The following is a 17,938-nucleotide window of genomic DNA, read 5'->3' on the forward strand; positions in this document are numbered from 1 at the left end:
TCACCTAAGTGATGCACCGCACCGTGCCCGGCCCCGGAGGCGGGTTGTCACGCCCGAAGGAATTACGCAACAATGGCGTTGTGAAATACGTTGGCGAGGCTCCTCAGGAGGAACTCGCGACCGGTGAGCGCTCCACGCGCAACAGGGTCGCGCGCTCCATCCTGGACCACGGCCCGTCCACCGCCGCCGATCTGGCGAAGCGGGTCGGCCTCACCCAGGCCGCCGTCCGCAGGCATCTGGACGCCCTCGTCTCCGACGACGTGGTCGAGGCCCGCGAGCAGCGGGTCTACGGGGCGCGGACCCGCGGCCGCCCGGCCAAGGTGTTCGCCCTCACCGACTGCGGCCGGGACGCGTTCGACCAGTCCTACGACAAGCTCGCCGCCGACGCGCTGCGCTGGATCGCCGAGACGGCGGGGGACGAGGCGCTCGTCGCCTTCGCCCGCGCCAGGATGGCCGCCCAGGCCGAGGCCTACCGGGCCGTGGTCGAGGCCGCGGCCCCCGAGGCCCGCACCGAGGCGCTGGCCAGGGCCTTGTCCGCCGACGGGTACGCTGCTACGGCGCGCAGCGCGCCGGGCCCCCAGCAGGGCGAGCAGCTGTGTCAGCACCACTGCCCGGTGGCACACGTCGCCGAGCAGTTCCCGCAGCTGTGCGAGGCGGAGACGGAATTCTTCTCCAGCCTGCTCGGGACCCATGTGCAACGTCTCGCCACCCTCGCCCACGGCGACGGCGTGTGCACGACATTCGTTCCGCGCAGCAGCCCCACAGCACCACAGGCTTCACAGAACACCCATTCAGTATCTGCAAGTACGGCCGGGAGGAACCCCGCATGACGCTCCCTACGGAGACTGCCCACCCTGAGCTCGAGGGTCTGGGTACGTACGAATTCGGCTGGGCCGACTCCGACGCGGCAGGCGCGGCGGCGAAGCGCGGCCTGTCCGAAGCTGTCGTCCGCGACATCTCGGAGAAGAAGAACGAACCGGAGTGGATGCTGAAGCTCCGGCTCAAGGGCCTGAAGCTGTTCGACAAGAAGCCCATGCCGAACTGGGGCTCCGACCTGTCGGGCATCGACTTCGACAACATCAAGTACTTCGTGCGGTCCACGGAGAAGCAGGCGGAGTCCTGGGAGGACCTGCCCGAGGACATCAAGAACACGTACGACAAGCTCGGCATCCCGGAGGCGGAGAAGCAGCGCCTGGTCGCCGGTGTCGCCGCGCAGTACGAGTCCGAGGTCGTCTACCACCAGATCCGTGAGGACCTGGAGGAGCAGGGCGTCATCTTCCTGGACACCGACACCGCGCTGAAGGAGCACCCGGAGCTCTTCAAGGAGTACTTCGGCACCGTCATCCCGGTCGGCGACAACAAGTTCGCGTCGCTGAACTCGGCCGTGTGGTCCGGCGGCTCGTTCATCTACGTGCCGAAGGGTGTCCACGTCGACATCCCGCTCCAGGCCTACTTCCGTATCAACACGGAGAACATGGGCCAGTTCGAGCGGACGCTGATCATCGTCGACGAGGACGCCTACGTCCACTACGTCGAGGGCTGCACCGCCCCGATCTACTCCTCGGACTCGCTGCACTCCGCGGTCGTCGAGATCATCGTGAAGAAGGGCGGCCGCTGCCGCTACACGACCATCCAGAACTGGTCGAACAACGTCTACAACCTGGTCACCAAGCGCGCCGTGGCGTACGAGGGCGCGACCATGGAGTGGGTCGACGGCAACATCGGCTCCAAGGTCACCATGAAGTACCCGGCCGTCTACCTGATGGGCGAGCACGCCAAGGGCGAGACCCTGTCCATCGCCTTCGCGGGCGAGGGCCAGCACCAGGACGCCGGCGCCAAGATGGTCCACATGGCGCCGAACACCTCCTCCAACATCGTCTCCAAGTCGGTGGCACGAGGCGGTGGCCGCACCTCCTACCGCGGTCTGATCGAGATCGGTGAGGGCGCGCCGGGCGCCAAGTCCAACGTGCTGTGCGACGCGCTGCTCGTGGACACGATCTCGCGCTCCGACACCTACCCGTACGTCGACGTCCGCGAGGACGACGTGTCGATGGGCCACGAGGCGACCGTCTCCAAGGTCTCCGAGGACCAGCTCTTCTACCTCATGAGCCGTGGACTCACCGAGTTCGAGGCCATGGCGATGATCGTGCGCGGCTTCGTCGAGCCGATCGCCAAGGAGCTGCCCATGGAGTACGCCCTGGAGCTCAACCGGCTGATCGAGCTGCAGATGGAGGGTTCGGTCGGCTAGCAGTCCCGCCGACCGAGTCCCCCTGACATTTGACTGAGAAAGCGAGCACTACGACAGCCATGGCTGAGGCTCAGAACTCCCCGGTGGGCTCCACCACCGCCGGATCCATCGCGGTGGCGGCCGAGTCCACCGTCGCCACGCGCATGAGCGCCCCCCCGTCCTTCGACGTCGCGGACTTCCCCGTCCCGCACGGCCGTGAGGAGGAGTGGCGGTTCACGCCGCTGGAGCGGCTGCGCGGTCTGCACGACGGCACCGCGGTCGCCACCGGTGACGGCGTCAAGGTCGTCGTCGAGGCGCCCGCGGGCGTCACGGTCGAGACCGTCGGCCGCGACGACGAGCGGCTCGGCAAGGCCGGCACGCCGGTGGACCGGGTCGCCGCCCAGGCGTACTCGTCCTTCCAGCAGGCCTCGGTCGTCACGGTGGACAAGGAGGCCGTGCTCAGCGAGCCGGTCCGGATCACCGTGCACGGCGAGGGCGGCACGGCCTACGGCCACCAGGTCATCGAGCTGGGCGCCTTCGCCGAGGCCGTCGTCGTCATCGACCACACCGGTGACGCCGTGCTCGCGGCCAACGTCGACTACGTCCTGGGCGACGGCGCGAAGCTGACCGTCGTCTCCGTCCAGGACTGGGACGACACGGCCGTCCACGTCGGCCAGCACAACGCGCTGGTCGGCCGCGACGCCTCGTTCAAGTCGATCGTCGTGACCTTCGGCGGGGACCTCGTCCGTCTCCACCCGCGGGTCGCCTACGCCGGCACCGGCGGCGAGGCCGAGCTCTTCGGCCTCTACTTCACCGACAAGGGCCAGCACCAGGAGCACCGTCTCCTGGTCGACCACAACACGCCGCACTGCAAGTCCAACGCGGTGTACAAGGGCGCGCTCCAGGGCGACGAGGCCCACGCCGTGTGGATCGGTGACGTGCTCATCCAGGCCGCCGCCGAGGGCACCGACACCTACGAGATGAACCGCAACCTGGTTCTCACCGACGGTGCCCGTGTCGACTCCGTGCCGAACCTGGAGATCGAGACCGGCGAGATCGTCGGCGCCGGCCACGCCTCGGCGACCGGCCGCTTCGACGACGAGCAGCTGTTCTACCTGCAGTCCCGCGGTATCCCGGCCGAGGAGGCCCGCCGCCTCGTCGTGCGCGGCTTCTTCGCCGAGCTGGTCCAGCAGATCGGTCTGCCCGACGTGGAGGCCCGGCTCCTCGACAAGATCGAGGCCGAGCTGAAGGCGTCGGTCTGACATGGCCTTCGTCAAAGCCTGTGCGCTGAGCGAGCTGGAGGACGACACCCCCAAGAGGGTGGAGCTCGACGGCACGCCGGTGTCCGTCGTCCGTACCGAGGGGGAGGTGTTCGCGATCAACGACATCTGCTCGCACGCGAACGTCTCGCTCTCGGAGGGCGAGGTGGAGGACTGTGCGATCGAGTGCTGGCTGCACGGATCGAGCTTCGACCTCCGCACCGGCAAGCCGTCCGGTCTTCCCGCGACGCGCCCCGTCCCCGTATACCCCGTAAAGATCGAAGGGGACGATGTGCTCGTCTCCGTCACCCAGGAGTCCTGAGTCACCCATGGCAACGCTTGAAATCCGCGACCTGCACGTCTCCGTCGAGGCCGACAACGCCACGAAGGAGATCCTCAAGGGCGTCGACCTGACCGTGAAGCAGGGCGAGACCCACGCCATCATGGGCCCGAACGGGTCCGGCAAGTCCACCCTCGCCTACTCGCTCGCGGGTCACCCCAAGTACACGATCACGAGTGGCACGGTGACCCTGGACGGCGAGGACGTCCTGGAGATGTCAGTCGACGAGCGGGCCCGCGCCGGCCTGTTCCTCGCCATGCAGTACCCGGTCGAGATCCCCGGTGTCTCGGTCTCCAACTTCCTGCGCACCTCCGCCACCGCCATCCGCGGCGAGGCCCCCAAGCTGCGGACGTGGGTGAAGGAGGTCAAGGAGTCGATGGCCGGCCTCCAGATGGACCCCGCCTTCGCCGAGCGCAACGTCAACGAGGGCTTCTCCGGCGGTGAGAAGAAGCGCCACGAGATCCTTCAGCTGGAGCTCCTCAAGCCGAAGGTCGCCATCCTCGACGAGACCGACTCCGGTCTCGACGTCGACGCCCTGCGCGTCGTCTCCGAGGGAGTCAACCGGGTCCGCGAGGGCGGCGAGGTCGGCACCCTGCTGATCACGCACTACACGCGGATCCTCCGCTACATCAAGCCCGACTTCGTCCACGTCTTCGCCAACGGCCGCATCGCCGAGTCCGGTGGCGCCGAGCTCGCCGACAAGCTGGAGAACGAGGGCTACGAGGCATACGTGAAGGGTGGCGCTTCCGCGTGACTGACGCCCGACAGGGGCTCTCCGGCCTCCTCGACACCGAGGCGATCCGCAAGGACTTCCCGATCCTGGACCGCACGGTCCACGACGGCAAGAAGATCGTGTACCTGGACAGCGCTGCGACCTCGCAGAAGCCGCGCCAGGTGCTCGACGCCCTCAGTGAGTACTACGAGCGGCACAACGCCAACGTCCACCGCGGTGTGTACACCATCGCGGAGGAGGCCACCGCGCTGTACGAAGGCGCTCGCGACAGGGTCGCCGCCTTCATCAACGCACCCAGCCGCAACGAGGTGATCTTCACCAAGAACGCCTCGGAGTCGCTCAACCTCGTCGCCAACATGCTCGGCTGGGCGGACGAGCCCTACCGGGTCGACAGCGACACCGAGATCGTCACCACCGAGATGGAGCACCACTCCAACATCGTGCCGTGGCAGCTGCTCTCGCAGCGCACCGGCGCGAAGCTGAAGTGGTTCGGCATCACGGACGACGGCCGGCTCGACCTGTCCAACATCGACGAGATCATCACGGAGAAGACGAAGATCGTCTCCTTCACGCTGGTCTCCAACATCATGGGCACGATCAACCCGGTCGAGAAGATCATCCGCCGCGCCCAGCAGGTCGGCGCGCTGGTCTGCATCGACGCCTCGCAGGCGGCCCCGCACATGGTGCTCGACGTGCAGGCGCTGCAGGCCGACTTCGTGGCCTTCACCGGCCACAAGATGGTCGGCCCGACGGGCATCGGCGTGCTCTGGGGACGGCAGGAGCTCCTCGAGGACCTGCCGCCGTTCCTCGGCGGCGGCGAGATGATCGAGACCGTGTCGATGCACTCCTCGACCTACGCCCCCGCCCCGCACAAGTTCGAGGCGGGCACGCCCCCGATCGCGCAGGCCGTCGGCCTCGGCGCGGCCGTGGACTACCTCTCCTCGATCGGCATGGAGAACATCCACCGCCATGAGCAGGCCATCACCGAGTACGCGGTGCGCCGGCTCCTGGAGGTTCCCGACCTGCGGATCATCGGCCCGGCGACGGCCGAGGACCGCGGGGCGACGATCTCCTTCACGCTCGGCGACATCCACCCCCACGACGTGGGCCAGGTGCTCGACGAGCAGGGCATCGCCGTCCGGGTCGGACACCACTGCGCACGGCCCGTCTGCCTGCGGTACGGAATTCCTGCGACGACGCGAGCGTCGTTCTATCTGTACTCCACGCCCGCGGAGGTCGACGCCCTGGTGGACGGCCTCGAGCATGTGCGGAACTTTTTCGGTTAGATGGCAGAGCGGCTGAGGGTTGACTGGTGAAGCTTGATTCCATGTACCAGGAAGTGATCCTGGACCACTACAAGCACCCCCACGGGCGTGGCCTGCGGGACGGCGACGCCGAGGTGCACCACGTCAACCCGACGTGCGGCGACGAGATCACACTCCGCGTGAAATACGACGGCGAGACCATCGCCGACGTCAGTTATGAGGGCCAGGGCTGCTCCATCAGCCAGGCGAGCGCCTCCGTACTCAACGAGCTGCTCGTGGGCAAGGAGCTGGGTGACGCGCAGAAGATCCAGGAGACCTTCCTGGAGCTGATGCAGTCCAAGGGCCAGCTGGAGCCGGACGACGCGATGGAGGAGGTGCTGGAGGACGCGGTCGCGTTCGCCGGCGTCTCCAAGTATCCGGCCCGGGTCAAGTGCGCGCTGCTGAGCTGGATGGCGTGGAAGGACGCGACGGCGAAGGCGCTGTCCGAAGGGAAGACGGCATGAGCGAGAACGAGACTCTGACGGTCAAGCCGGCCTCCGAGGAGGAGGTCCGCGAGGCGCTGTACGACGTGGTCGACCCCGAGCTGGGCATCGACGTCGTCAACCTGGGCCTGATCTACGGCATCCACATCGACGACGCGAACATCGCGACGCTCGACATGACGCTGACGTCCGCGGCCTGTCCGCTGACCGACGTCATCGAGGACCAGGCGAAGTCCGCGACCGACGGCATCGTGAACGAGCTGCGGATCAACTGGGTCTGGATGCCCCCGTGGGGCCCCGACAAGATCACCGACGACGGCCGCGAGCAGCTTCGCGCGCTCGGCTTCAACGTCTGATCCACGGCCCCCGGTCCCCGGGGTGCTCCGGTCCACGACGTACGGGAAGGCCCCCGGCATCCTGCCGGGGGCCTTCCCGTACGTCGTGGTGTCTGGACGACGGTCCCGGCACCTCGCAGACTGACGGCCATGGCCGTCAGTCTGTACACCGTGGTCGTGGACGCCCACGACATGTCTGCCCTCGCCCGCTTCTGGTGTCAGGTGCTCGACTGGAGGATCGTCTACGAGGACGAGCACGAGGTGACCATCGGGGCCGCCGCCGACAGGCTGCCGGGCCTGTGCTTCGTCCCCGTGCCGGAGACGAAGGCGGTCAAGAACCGGCTGCACATCGACCTCAGCCCCGACGACCTGCACACCGAGGTCGAACGGATCGTCGGGCTCGGTGCGCGGCGGGCGGACGTCGGTCAGGGCGAGGACGTCACCTGGGTGGTGCTGGAGGACCCCGAGGGCAACGAGTTCTGCGTGCTGCGCCCGAAGAGGTCCCTGCTGGGCTGACGGGGCCGCCGGTGCCCGAGCGGCGGGCGCGCCGCTCGGACGCCCGGGGCGCCGGCAGAGGTCACTGGTGCGCGCCGCCGTACGGAGGAGCGTCCGCCGGGGGTACGGCGGCTGCCTCGGCCAGCACCGGGCCCAGGTTCTCCGTGCGGATCCGCCGGTCCACGTAGAGCAGGCCGATCACCAGCTGCGGGAACGTCGTCGAGATCACCTGGCTCACCAGCTGCCCGAGCAGGATGGCCACCAGATAGCCGCTGACCGCGACCACCACCGCCGCGGTGCTCGGGTCGTCGCCCATCGACGAGGTGCCGATCATGCCGGGGAACATGCCGAGGATCGAGAACGGCATCTGGATGATGTAGCCGCCCGCCGCGGCCATCGCCCCGGCCAGCAGCGTGATGCCGAAGATCCGCCACCAGTCGCCGCGCACCAGCTGGGAGGAGCGGCGCAGCGCGGCGATGGGACCCTGGCCCTCGAAGACCACGACCGTCGGAGCCAGGCAGAACTTTATCCAGAGCCAGGCCGCCAGCGGTGCGGTCAGCAGCACGCCGAGCACGCCCAGTCCCATGGCGACGGCGGTGCCGCCACCGCCGTCCAGGGTGATGGCGCTGATGATCACCGCGAAGAAGGTCACCATCAGGAGCACGATGGGCACGACCGCGATCAGCGCCGTCAGGACCAGCGTGCCGATCACGGGGGTCACCCGGGACCACGCCCTGCGCCACACCGTGCCGAAGGAGACGGGCCTGCCGAGGACCGCCTCCTGCAGCACGGCGGGGACCGCCGCGTACATCAGGCCGGAGACGATCGCCATCGTGACGATGCCGAGCAGCAGCAGCGCGGCGCCCGACACCACGAGCGGCACGACGTCGGAGGAGGCGGCCTCCTCCTCGTAGCTGAGCGAGGCCACCCGCTCCAGATGGTCGGCCACGGCGGAGTACGCGACGGCGACCGCCGCCACCATGAGAAGCGCGGCGCCCCCGTAGAGCGCGGCGGCCATGCCGATCAGCTGCTTCCAGTACCTGCCCATCGTCGTGAACGCCCCGCCCAGCAGGTCGGCCAGCCTCAGCGGGGCGAGGGGTATCACCCCCGGCTTGGGTGCCGGAACCCAGCCGCCCCATCCCGGCGGCCCCCCGTAAGGACTGCCCCCGTACGGTGCGCCCCCGTAGGCGCCCCCGCCCCACCCTGCGTCCGTCACTGCCACTCCGCTGTTCATGTCGTCCGATGGTCGTACCGGTCCTGCGCCGGTCCGGACACCGTAGCGTCCCCCGGTGGCCCCGAACCCTGCCCTGACCGGTCCGGATGCGGTTCCAGGCTTTTGTGTACGGTCGTACACAACGTTGTGTACGCTTGTACGTATGGGATACGGACTGCTGGCCGCCGCCATAGCGGCCGAGGTGACCGCGACGACGGCCATGAAGTACAGCGAGGGCTTCACCCGGCTGTGGCCCTCGCTCGTCACCCTCGTGGGATACGTGCTGGCCTTCGCGCTGCTCGCCCAGACCCTCAAGACGCTCTCGATCGGCACCGCCTACGCGATCTGGGCCGGGGTGGGCACCGCGGCCGTCGCCGCGATCGGGATCGTGTGGATGGGGGAGTCCGCGGGGCTCGCGAAGCTGGCCGGCATCGCGCTGATCGTCGCGGGCGTCGTGGTCCTCAACCTGGGGGGAGCCCACTGATGGTCCGGCGGTACGACCCCGAGCGGCGTGAGCGCATCATCGAGGCGGCGATCCGGGTCGTCGGCGCCAAGGGCATCGCCGGGCTCAGCCACCGCACGGTGGCGGCCGAGGCCGATGTGCCGCTCGGCTCGACGACGTATCACTTCGCCTCGCTCGACGAACTGCTGGTCGCCGCGCTGCGCCGGTGCAACGAGAACTTCGCCGAGGTGGTGAGGGAGAGCCCGTATCTCTCCGACCCCGCGGTCCCGCTCGCCGATGCGCTGACCCGGATGCTGGAGGAGTGGTTCGCGGGCGGGCGCGGGCCGATGGAGCTGGAGTACGAGCTGTACCTCGCGGCCCTGCGCCGTCCCGCCCTGCGGCCGGTCGCCGCCGAGTGGGCCGACGCTCTGGCCGAGCTGATCGCCCCGCGCTCCGACCCGGGGACCGCGCGGGCGCTCGCCGCTCTGATCGACGGGATCACCCTCCAGGCGCTGCTCACCGGCAGCGACTTCGACGCGGAGTACGCCCGGCGGATGCTGGCCAGGGTCGCGGACGGCGGCCGCTGAGTCCGGGGGCCGGGGCGGCGCGAGGGCCGCGCGGCGTCAGGGCCGGGCTGTGGGGTCGCTGCCGGGCCCGTGCAGGTCCCCGGGCCGGGCCGGTTCCTGCCGGGTCAGGAGGCGTCGCGGCGTACGGCCTCCAGCGCGGCCCGCACGCTCGCCTCGATGTCCGTGACCGGATACAGCGCCTCGACGACGGTCCGGTCCCGGTCCACCACCAGGGTCAGCCGCTTCAGCCGGGTGACACCGCCCGCGCGGAACGTCGGGAGCCGCAGAGCCGCCGTCAGTGCCAGCCCGGCGTCGGAGAGCAGCGGGAAGCGCAGCCCTTCCTTCTCGGCGAAATCCCGCTGCTCGTCGGGGCGTTGGGTGGACACCCCGTGCACGGTCGCGCCCGCGGCCGTGAACTCCGCCAACTGGTCGCGGTAGGTGCACGATTCGAGGGTGCAGCCGCTCGCGCCCGGGATCGAGGCCCACCCCGGCGGATAGGCGTCGCGGCGGGCGTATGCGCCGGGGAAGCAGTACAGGACGGTGTGCGGGGTGCCGGCGACCGGGTCGCGCGATCCGCCTTCGTGGTCGAGGAGTTCCAGCTCCGGCAGCCTGGTGCCCACCAGGGCGTGCACCCGTGCGGCCTCCCTGGAGTCCTCCGCGGTCGTCGCCATCGTCTCCCCTTCTCCCAGTACCCAGGCGTCGCCCCAGTCCTGGAGGGCGATCAGCACCGGCAGCAGCGCGCGACCGCGCGGCGTGAGTCGGTACTCGTGGCGGACGGGGCGTTCCTGGTACGGGTGCCGTGACAGCACGCCCGAGTCCGTCAGCATGCGGAGGCGCTCGGTGAGCACCTTGCGGGACACACCCAGTTCCTGCTGGAGCGCGTCGAAGCGGTGCACCCCGCGTGCCGTGTCCCGCACGATCAGCAGGGTCCACCAGTCGCCCACGACGTCGAGGGCCTGGGCGATCGCGCAGTCGGCGTCGGCCAGGCTGGTGCGCTGCGGCACGGTGTCCGCCTCCTTCTCTGTTGACCCGCGAATTTTAGGCTGCCATAGTCCGTTCCCAAAAGGAACTCACTCCTGGGGGGAACATGCTGCGCGGCGTGCCGAAGACGGTGCGGCTGCTGGCGTTCGGCGCCTTCCTCAACGCCGTGGTCAGCTTCACCTTCGTCTACCTCTTCGTCTATCTCACCGGGCCGCGCGGCCTGTCCGTCGCCCAGGCGGGCGTGATCAGCGGCATCGGCGGCATCGGACTCGTCGCGGGGAACTTCACCGGCGGCTGGTTCGGCGACCGCTACGGCCACCGGCGGATGCTGCTGACCGGCGCCTGTGTCAGCGGGGCCGCCCTCGTGACGCTCCCCCTGCTCCCGCTGCCCGCCCTGTACGCCGTGCTGCCGCTCGCCCAGTACGCCTCGGGGGTCGTGCGTGCCGCCAACGCCGCACTCGTCGCGGTCTCGGTCCCCGAGGGAGGGCGCCGCCAGAGCTTCGCCCTCACCCGCTTCGCGTCCAACGGCGGCTTCACCGTCGGGCCACCGCTCGGCGCACTGGTCGCCGCCCGCTTCTCGTACGACTGGCTCTTCCTCGCCGACGGCCTCGGCACCCTGCTCTTCGCCGCCTACGCCGCCGCGATCCTGCCGGCCCGCGGCACCACCCACACCGTGCCCTCCCACGACCCGGGCGCACCCGGCCTCCGGCGCGAACTCCGGGCCAGGCCCGCCGTGCTGGTCCTGCTCGCCGCGATCGTCTGCGTCGACCTCGTCTACCGCCAGCAGTACTCCACCCTGCCCGTCTTCCTCGCCGACCACGGCTACGGCACCCAGTTCTACGGCTGGCTGATCGCGGTCAACGGGGGCGTCATCCTCCTGCTCGAACTCCCGGCCGCTCACCTGCTGCGCCGCAGGGCACCCCTGACCGTCGTCGGGACCGGACTGCTCCTGGTGGGGCTCGGCTACGCGGTGCTGATACCCGGGGCGGGCGCGGTGTTCGCCGTCTCGATGATGGTGTCGCTGACCCTGGGCGAGATCCTCTACAAGACCACGGCCACCGCCTACGTCGCCGACGAGGCACCCGCCCACGCGCAGGGCAGGTTCCAGAGCCTGTACGCGGGCGCCTCCATCAGCGGCCAGGTCCTCGCCCCGCCGCTGGGCGGCGCGGTGTACTCCGCGGCGCCCGCGCTGCTCTGGCCCCTCTGCGCGGTCCTGGCGTGCGGCGCCGGGCTGGCGGTCCTCGCGGTGAGGCGGCCGGGTGAACCCTCCCGGACGCTGAGACCGGTTCGCCCGCGCGGGGCCCGGGCGGTTAGGTTTTGGTCATGACCGACACGACTTCCCAGGGTTCCGCCCGTACCACCGGCGCCGTCGCCGCCGGCCTCGCCACCATCGCCGGTGACGGCACCGTTCTCGACACCTGGTTCCCCGCCCCGGAGCTCGCCCCCGAGCCCGGCCCGGCCGGTACCCAGCGCCTCAGCTCCGAGGACGCGGTGAACCGTCTCGGCGAGGGCGCCGCCCGCGCCATCGGTGTGGACGCCCGCCGCGGGGTGGAGATCGTCGCCGTGTCCACGGTCATCTCCTCGCTGGACGACAAGCCGCTCGACGCGCACGACGCCTACCTGCGGCTGCACCTGCTCTCGCACCGCCTCGTCCAGCCGCACGGACAGAACCTCGACGGGCTCTTCGGCCTCCTCGCCAACGTCGCCTGGACCTCGCTCGGTCCGGTGGCCGTCGACGACCTGGAGAAGGTCCGGCTCAACGCCCGCGCCGAGGGCCTGCACCTCCAGGTCACCTCGGTGGACAAGTTCCCCCGGATGACCGACTACGTCGCCCCCAAGGGTGTGCGCATCGCCGACGCCGACCGCGTCCGGCTCGGGGCGCACCTGGCCTCCGGCACCACCGTGATGCACGAGGGCTTCGTCAACTTCAACGCGGGCACCCTCGGCACCTCCATGGTCGAGGGCCGCATCTCCGCGGGCGTCGTCGTCGGCGACGGCTCCGACATCGGCGGCGGCGCGTCCACCATGGGCACGCTCTCCGGCGGCGGCAAGGAGCGCATCGTCATCGGGCAGCGCTGCCTCATCGGCGCCGAGGCCGGCATCGGCATCGCGCTCGGCGACGAGTGCGTCGTCGAGGCCGGGCTCTACGTCACGGCGGGCACCCGGGTCACCATGCCCGACGGACAGGTCGTCAAGGCGCGGGATCTCTCCGGCGCGTCGAACATCCTCTTCCGCCGCAACTCGGTCACCGGCGCCGTCGAGGCCCGCCCGAACAACGCGGTCTGGGACGGGCTCAACGACATCCTGCACAGCCACAACTAAGAGGCAGCGGCGAGGAGTTCCTCGTACAGCCCACGCAGCCCGTCGGTCGCCTCGCGGCCGGCGGGCTGCAGCGGTTCGCGGACCGGGCCCGCGTCGAGCAGCGCCTTCACGGTGACCGTGCCGGGCAGGCCGGAGGACATCATCGCCTCGACCAGGCCGATGGTGAGCGCGTTCAGGCGGGCGGCCTCCGCGGTGTCACCGGAGTCGAACGCGTCCAGGACGGCCCGCATCGGGCCCGGGGCCACATTGGCGACCGTACTGACATAGCCCGCCCCGCCCAGGGCGTACAGCGGGAGGTTCAGCTCCTCGCAGCCCGAGTAGTAGGCCAGCGAGGTCCGCGCCATCACCTTCGTCGCCGCGAGCAGGTCGTACGAGCAGTCCTTGACCGCCACGACGCGCGGATGCTCCGCCAGTCGCAGCAGTGTGGCCGGTTCGATCCTCGTGCCGGTGCGGCCGGGGATGTCGTAGAGCATCAGTGGAATTCCGGTGGCCTCCGCGACCCGGAGGAAGTGCGCCTCCACGGCGGCCTGCGGGGGGCGGCTGTAGTACGGGGTCACCACCAGCAGCCCGTCGGCGCCCGCCGCCTCGGCCTCCCGCGCCAGCCGGACCGTGTGCCGGGTGTCGGAACTGCCGACGCCCGCGACGAGCGGCACCGCCCCGCCGACCGCCTCCCGCACGGCCCGCAGCAGCGCCGTCTTCTCCTCGTCCGTCGTGGTCGGCGACTCGCCCGTGGTGCCGCTGAGCACGAGGCCGTCGCAGCCGTCCGCGACGAGAGCGGAGGCATGGCGGCGGGCCGCGTCCAGGTCCAGGTCACCCGAGGCGGTGAACGGCGTGATCATGGCGCAGAGGGCGCGGCCGAAGGGTCTGGCCGTGTGGGATGTCATCTCCGCAGTCTCGGCGCCCGGTGGGCACGGGTCCACTTAGTTCTGCTTGGGGTGACGGGCAAGAGAAGCTGAACGATGGCGGAACGGTCTGGCATGATCGAACGGAATTGCGACGGACCGTTCCAGGGGTGGGGCACACGGCATGCGCGTACGGACATCGATCTCGGCCGCCGTGCTCGCGGCGGCCGCCCTGGCGCTGTCCGGCTGCGCCGGCTTCCTCGTCCCCGCGGGCGAGGGGGAGCCGGGCCCGTCACCGAGCCCGGCCGTCCCCACGCTGTCGATCGACGTCGGGACCCTCCCGGACCCCGGGTCCGCGGCCGACGCGCCCGCCCAGGGCGCGCCCACCCCCGCGCCGTCGGCCGAGGGCTGCCCCGCCTCCGGAGTGGTCGTCGACATGGGGCCCGTGGAGACGGCGATGTTCCACCGTGCCGTCACCCTCACGCTCACCAACTGCGGGAAGAAGCCGTACCGCGTCGACGGCTACCCGTCCGTCCGGGCGCTGGGCGACGACGGTGAGCGCATTCCCGTCCCCGTGAACGCGGGCGGATCGATGTTCGGCAACGACCCGGGGCCGGAAGAGATCATGCTGGAGCCCGGCGCGCAGGTCCGGTCGACGCTGGCCTGGGTCTCCACCAAGGAGGGCGGAGACCTGATCGAGGGCGACGCCCTGGAGATCGCCGCCGCCCCGGACACGGGGGCGCGGGTCTTCCCCCTGGAGGGCCACGACGTACGGCTGATGGACGAGCTCAACACGACGGCCTGGAGCACGAGCACGACCGGGTGACCGGCGGCGGCTGTGGCACCGGCGATCTGCCAGGCCCGGCCCCGCCGCCGGCCGGCGGGAGAACCGGGCGGCAGGGGACGAAATGCGTCTACGCTGGGGCCGCGGCCGAGGACTTGTACGCCACCGGTCCGGCCCCGCACAACAGCCCGCGCACGCCCCGAGGAGAACCCCCTGATGTCCGCAGAGCGCCCCTCCCTGCCGCCGGTGCGGCTGCACTCCGAGGCCGAGCTGGCACGGGACGCGCTGGCCGCTCCGCTGCTCGTCCGCGCCGTACGTCTCGCCCGCTGGGCGGGGCCCACGACGCGGGTGGGCGCCGGCGGCGAGCTCGTCGAGGCCCAACTCCCGGCCGCGGCCGAGCACCTGGGGCTCACCGACGACGAGGACGGCGCGGCGCTGGCGAGTGAGGCCTGGCGCCTCGCGGTCGACACGGGGCTCGTGGACGTCGAGGACCCGCAGGACGAGGACGGCCTCGACGAGACCGCGGGCGACGACGCCGAGGGCACCGCCACGGCCGGTGAGAACCTCGCCCTGCTGACCTCCGGGTCCCCTCAGGACGTCCTCGCGATCTGGCTCGACGGCCTCGACGCCGTGCACGCGGACGCCACCGCCCCGGCCTTCGACGACTTCGCCGACCTCATCGGCGAGGACGGCAGCGTCGACTTCGAGGCGCTGGACTGGGACCCGGAGGCCGAGGCCGAGTTCCTCGACGGGGTGCTCGGCAACCTTTATCTGCTGACCGTCTCGGAGGCGGGCCCCGCCGACGCCCCGGTGCCGCTGCCGGCCCTCGCCGCGTCCATGGTGGTGCCCGAGGACATGGGCGAGCCCACCGACGACGTACTGGAGCAGGTGTCGGAGGCCATGATGCGGCTGGACGACCAGTTCCGGGTCCTCGAACCCATCGGGATCGTCGCCTACCAGCCGGTGGACGAGGCGCTGCTGACCGAGGAGGGCGAGGAGGCCACGCCGCCCGCCGACGACGAGGACGTCACCCGCTACGGCATGGTCAAGCTGACGCCGCTGGGCCTCTACGGCATCCGGGAGCGGATGCTGGAGGCGGGAGTGGACGCACCCGCCGTCGGCGACCTCGCGGACAAGGGCGCCGACGCGCTCCTCGACGGCATCGCGCACTACCCCGAGGAAGCGGCCCGCTCCGAGGTCGGCCTGTGGCTCGCACAGCGCGGAGCCGCGGGGGCCGAGCCCGCCGCCGCCGAACTCCTGGGCGCGGCACGCGGCGCCGACGAGCGAGCCCCGCTGCGCAGGCTCCACTGCCAGCAGGCGCTCGCCCTGGTCGGGCCCGAGGCCGAACCCGCCGTACGCGCGGTGCTCGGCGACCCCGAACTCGGCGGCCTGGCACGGGTCTGGCTGGCCGAGCGCGGCGCGGCGGACGTGCCCGCGCCGCCGGAGTCGATGATCTTCTGGCTCGCCGTCGACACGATCGCCGCGCAGCTGGACGCCGACGGCGACCTGGACGAACTCCAGGAGCTGGTCGAGGGGCTCTCCGGCCAGCACAGCGGATTCTTCGACGAGGCCTGGCGGGTCGACCACCCCGCGACCGCCGACGTCCTGGAGGCGGTCGGCCGGCTGCACCGCGACCGGAAGATCGCCAAGGAGGCCCGCAAGGCCGCCTTCAAGGCCCGCTCGCGCACGAAGGGCTGAGCGCGACAGGGGGACTTTCCGGCCAGGCGCGGCCTTCCGCGCCTGGCCGGAACCGCGTCCGGCGGCAGCATTTGTCCCCGAACGCCGGATGGCTTGACCTGCGGGCCCGCTCGGCGTCGTACGTCGTTCAACTGGTGTTGGTGCGGGGGAGGGAGCGTGATCACGCCAACCACCCGGCCACGCACCACCAGGAGTCCGCGATGTCAGTCACGCGCAGGGAATTCACCAGACAGTCCGCCCTCACCGGGGCCGGCATCGCCCTCACCGGTGCCGTCGGCGCTCTGGCCACCGCCCCCGGTGCCCTCGCCGCCGAGGACGCCCGGCACGGGCACGACGGCCACGATGGTCATGACGGCAAGGGGCACGGCAAGGAGCTGGGCTACGGCCCGCTGATCCCCGACCCCGACGGCATCCTCGCGCTGCCCGCCGGCTTCTCGTACCGCGTCCTCACCCACAGCGGTGTCACCAAGCTGGAGACCGGCGAGCCGACCCCCTCCAACCACGACGGCACCGCCGCCTTCGAGGGCCCCCGCGGTGTCACCCTGCTCGTCAACAACCACGAGCTGAGCGGCACCCGGGCCGGCTGGGCGTACCCCGTCCCGCTCACCGACGGCCTCGTCTACGACCCGGTCGCGGCCGGCGGCTGCACCGTCGTGGAGACCCGTCGCGACGGCCGCACCGCCGAATGGGTCGGCATCGCGGGCACCTCCACCAACTGCGCGGGCGGCAGCACCCCTTGGGGCACCTGGCTCACCTGCGAGGAGACCGAGGACAAGGCCGGCAAGAACGGCCTCCTCAAGGACCACGGCTACGTCTTCGAGGTCGACCCCTACGACAAGCGGGCCAACCGCGACCCCCGGCCCATCAAGGCCTTCGGCCGCTACGCCCACGAGGCCGTCGTCATCGACCCCAAGCAGGGTCACGCCTATCTGACCGAGGACGCGTCCGGCCCCAACGGCCTGCTCTACCGCTGGGTCCCGCCGAAGGGCTTCAGGCACGGCCGCGGCAAGCTGCGCACCCTCGCCGACGACGCCGGTGTCCTCCAGGCCACCAAGTGCTTCGACAAGAAGGGCGCGTTCGTCGACGACCTGTCCCGCGCCACCGAGATCGGCACCGTCTACGGCGTGGACTGGGTGGACGTGCCCGACCGTGACGCGAAGACCGTCTCCGTGCGCAAGCAGTTCACGGACGGCCAGATCACCCGCGCCCGCAAGCTCGAAGGCATGTGGTGGGGCGACGGCGGCGCCTACTTCGTCTCCTCCTTCGCTCGCTCCGAGAGCCCCGTGGCGCACGACGGCCAGGTCTGGTTCTACGACCCCAAGCGCCGCACGATCACCCTGAAGGTCCTCCTCGGCGTCAACCCCGACCCGTCCGTCGACGGCGCCCTCGACGGCCCGGACAACATCACCGTCTCGCCCTACGGCGGCATCGTCATCTCCGAGGACGGCAACGGACTCCAGCACCTCTTCGGGGCGACCGACAGCGGCCGTACGTACCCGATCGCGCGCAACGAGCTGAACGACGGAACGGCGGAGGACCCCTCCTACAGCGAAATGACCGGGGTCACCTTCTCGCCGGACGGAAAGACGCTGTTCGCCAACATCCAGACGCCGGGCATCATGCTCGCCATCACGGGCCCGTGGAAGCGCCAGCCCGCCAAGTAGCGAGCGGGGTGGCCGCGCGGCTCGGGAGGGAAATTCCCTCGCACGCCGCGCAGTTGTCCTCGTAGAGTCAGGCCATGCACCTCCCGGTGCGAAGGCAGCGGCTACTTCCTTTCCCGAAATCACGCCGCAGCCGTCCTGACCTCGGGAGGCACGAGCGCCGGGGTGCCCGGTGCGCAGGCGACGGATACTTCGTAATTCGACGGTCGCGGGTTCGAGTCCCGCCCGGCCCAGGCCGGTAGCTCAGTCAGGTAGAGCATCGACAATTCCGTCTCCGATTCCGATCTCGGGCA

18 protein-coding genes and 1 pseudogene are annotated in these 17,938 nt (G+C 70.8%); 16 read left to right on the forward strand and 3 right to left on the reverse strand.

What is annotated here, in order from left to right; translation table 11 throughout:
• Positions 1-80: 80 nt before the first annotated feature.
• From AMK10_RS13020 to AMK10_RS13060, 9 genes are all read left to right on the forward strand, one after another.
• Complete coding sequence (locus AMK10_RS13020) at positions 81-830, forward strand: helix-turn-helix transcriptional regulator (protein WP_073747834.1); 750 nt, start codon at positions 81-83, stop codon at positions 828-830.
• Complete coding sequence (gene sufB / locus AMK10_RS13025) at positions 827-2,248, forward strand: Fe-S cluster assembly protein SufB (RefSeq protein WP_073747835.1); 1,422 nt, start codon at positions 827-829, stop codon at positions 2,246-2,248. Before AMK10_RS13020 ends, sufB begins: the two co-directional genes overlap by 4 nt.
• Positions 2,249-2,307: 59 nt before the next feature.
• A complete protein-coding gene (gene sufD / locus AMK10_RS13030; RefSeq protein WP_073747836.1) occupies positions 2,308-3,489 on the forward strand; it encodes a Fe-S cluster assembly protein SufD in 1,182 nt (393 codons plus the stop codon).
• 1 nt (position 3,490) lies between these two features.
• Entirely contained in the window at positions 3,491-3,808 is a 318-nt protein-coding gene (locus AMK10_RS13035; protein WP_014156911.1) for a bifunctional 3-phenylpropionate/cinnamic acid dioxygenase ferredoxin subunit, read from the forward strand.
• Between the two features lie 7 nt (positions 3,809-3,815).
• A complete protein-coding gene (gene sufC / locus AMK10_RS13040) occupies positions 3,816-4,580 on the forward strand; it encodes a Fe-S cluster assembly ATPase SufC (RefSeq protein ID WP_073747837.1) in 765 nt (254 codons plus the stop codon).
• Positions 4,577-5,845 carry a cysteine desulfurase gene (locus AMK10_RS13045; protein WP_073747838.1) on the forward strand — a complete coding sequence of 423 codons (1,269 nt, stop codon included), beginning with the start codon at positions 4,577-4,579 and terminating at the stop codon, positions 5,843-5,845. The genes sufC and AMK10_RS13045 overlap by 4 nt, the downstream gene beginning before the upstream one ends.
• A 26-nt stretch (positions 5,846-5,871) precedes the next feature.
• On the forward strand, positions 5,872-6,327 hold the full coding sequence (gene sufU, locus AMK10_RS13050; RefSeq protein WP_073747839.1) for a Fe-S cluster assembly sulfur transfer protein SufU: 456 nt from the start codon (positions 5,872-5,874) through the stop codon (positions 6,325-6,327).
• Positions 6,324-6,662: a metal-sulfur cluster assembly factor gene (locus AMK10_RS13055; protein ID WP_073747840.1), complete on the forward strand. Its 339-nt coding sequence runs from the start codon at positions 6,324-6,326 to the stop codon at positions 6,660-6,662. Before sufU ends, AMK10_RS13055 begins: the two co-directional genes overlap by 4 nt.
• Before the next feature lie 129 nt (positions 6,663-6,791).
• Complete coding sequence (locus AMK10_RS13060) at positions 6,792-7,157, forward strand: VOC family protein (protein WP_073747841.1); 366 nt, start codon at positions 6,792-6,794, stop codon at positions 7,155-7,157.
• A 61-nt stretch (positions 7,158-7,218) separates the two neighbouring features.
• On the opposite strand, the gene AMK10_RS13065 is transcribed toward AMK10_RS13060, so the two are convergent.
• A complete protein-coding gene (locus AMK10_RS13065; RefSeq protein WP_241839525.1) occupies positions 7,219-8,352 on the reverse strand; it encodes a hypothetical protein in 1,134 nt (377 codons plus the stop codon).
• 160 nt (positions 8,353-8,512) lie between these two features.
• Here AMK10_RS13065 and AMK10_RS13070 point away from each other — a divergent pair, with 160 nt between their 5' ends.
• A complete protein-coding gene (locus tag AMK10_RS13070; protein ID WP_073747842.1) occupies positions 8,513-8,833 on the forward strand; it encodes a DMT family transporter in 321 nt (106 codons plus the stop codon).
• A complete protein-coding gene (locus AMK10_RS13075; protein ID WP_073747843.1) occupies positions 8,833-9,378 on the forward strand; it encodes a TetR/AcrR family transcriptional regulator in 546 nt (181 codons plus the stop codon). The genes AMK10_RS13070 and AMK10_RS13075 overlap by 1 nt, the downstream gene beginning before the upstream one ends.
• A gap of 104 nt (positions 9,379-9,482) precedes the next feature.
• Here AMK10_RS13075 and AMK10_RS13080 read toward each other — a convergent pair whose 3' ends face one another.
• Entirely contained in the window at positions 9,483-10,361 is an 879-nt protein-coding gene (locus tag AMK10_RS13080; RefSeq protein ID WP_073747844.1) for a winged helix-turn-helix transcriptional regulator, read from the reverse strand.
• An 83-nt stretch (positions 10,362-10,444) separates the two neighbouring features.
• On the opposite strand from AMK10_RS13080, the pseudogene AMK10_RS13085 reads away from it, so the two are divergent.
• Both AMK10_RS13085 and dapD read left to right on the forward strand, forming a co-directional pair.
• Positions 10,445-11,652: pseudogene (locus AMK10_RS13085) on the forward strand (MFS transporter).
• A 9-nt stretch (positions 11,653-11,661) separates the two neighbouring features.
• Positions 11,662-12,660, forward strand: coding sequence for a 2,3,4,5-tetrahydropyridine-2,6-dicarboxylate N-succinyltransferase (dapD, locus tag AMK10_RS13090; protein ID WP_073747845.1), 999 nt, complete (start codon positions 11,662-11,664; stop codon positions 12,658-12,660).
• On the opposite strand, the gene dapA is transcribed toward dapD, so the two are convergent.
• Positions 12,657-13,544 (reverse strand): 4-hydroxy-tetrahydrodipicolinate synthase, encoded by an 888-nt coding sequence (gene dapA, locus AMK10_RS13095; RefSeq protein ID WP_073747846.1) that lies wholly within the window; start codon positions 13,542-13,544, stop codon positions 12,657-12,659. The genes dapD and dapA overlap by 4 nt on opposite strands.
• A gap of 142 nt (positions 13,545-13,686) precedes the next feature.
• On the opposite strand from dapA, the gene AMK10_RS13100 reads away from it, so the two are divergent.
• The 3 genes from AMK10_RS13100 to AMK10_RS13110 all read left to right on the forward strand — a co-directional run bounded on the left by AMK10_RS13100 (position 13,687) and on the right by AMK10_RS13110 (position 17,648).
• Positions 13,687-14,328, forward strand: coding sequence for a DUF4232 domain-containing protein (locus tag AMK10_RS13100; protein WP_073747847.1), 642 nt, complete (start codon positions 13,687-13,689; stop codon positions 14,326-14,328).
• Positions 14,329-14,502: 174 nt separating this feature from the next.
• The gene (locus AMK10_RS13105; RefSeq protein ID WP_073747848.1) at positions 14,503-15,984 is read left to right on the forward strand and encodes a hypothetical protein; all 1,482 of its coding nucleotides are present in this window, start codon (positions 14,503-14,505) and stop codon (positions 15,982-15,984) included.
• 200 nt (positions 15,985-16,184) lie between these two features.
• On the forward strand, positions 16,185-17,648 hold the full coding sequence (locus tag AMK10_RS13110) for an alkaline phosphatase PhoX (RefSeq protein ID WP_073747849.1): 1,464 nt from the start codon (positions 16,185-16,187) through the stop codon (positions 17,646-17,648).
• Positions 17,649-17,938 lie beyond the last annotated feature (290 nt).

This window comes from Streptomyces sp. CB02058 (genome assembly GCF_001905505.1).
In the GTDB taxonomy this organism is placed as follows: domain Bacteria; phylum Actinomycetota; class Actinomycetes; order Streptomycetales; family Streptomycetaceae; genus Streptomyces.